This window comes from Devosia alba, from assembly GCF_039938915.1.
Taxonomy (GTDB): domain Bacteria; phylum Pseudomonadota; class Alphaproteobacteria; order Rhizobiales; family Devosiaceae; genus Devosia; species Devosia alba.
In genome coordinates this window covers 1-342 of the sequence record NZ_JBDUUI010000059.1, presented here as the reverse complement: position 1 = coordinate 342, position 342 = coordinate 1, and the positions used below count along the sequence as shown (strand labels likewise).

Here is a 342-nt window from a genome sequence, read left to right as displayed (position 1 = left end):
AGTTTCACCGTAGCAGTAGGTCCAGATACCAGCACTATCTTGATAGGCTAGGTGCGCACCATCAGGGAGTTTACTCTCCCCCTCGTTGTGCTTCCCCACTGTAGTAACGCCACCCCCTAAAAGAGTGGCTCCAGTGATGGCGGCTATAATCTTATTTCTTAAACTCATAAAATGGGATACCTTTACGTACAGCCTCTTCCTGAAGCTTCAAGCGCTTGTGTCCGATATAAGCATTCCATGCAGCGGTAAGGATAGCGCAGACTGTTGCTGTAATGAAGCTGATAACACTCCAGTTCCAGGACATAACCTCTGCCAACCAACCGCCACCTGTAGCTGCACTTG

Annotated in this window: 1 protein-coding gene; it reads right to left on the bottom strand. The window is 49.1% G+C overall.

The genetic code is table 11. The annotated features are described in order from the left end of the window. Positions 1-151: 151 nt before the first annotated feature. The coding region (locus tag ABFY71_RS18770; RefSeq protein ID WP_347947389.1) for a hypothetical protein at positions 152-342 on the bottom strand (191 nt) is incomplete at its 5' end.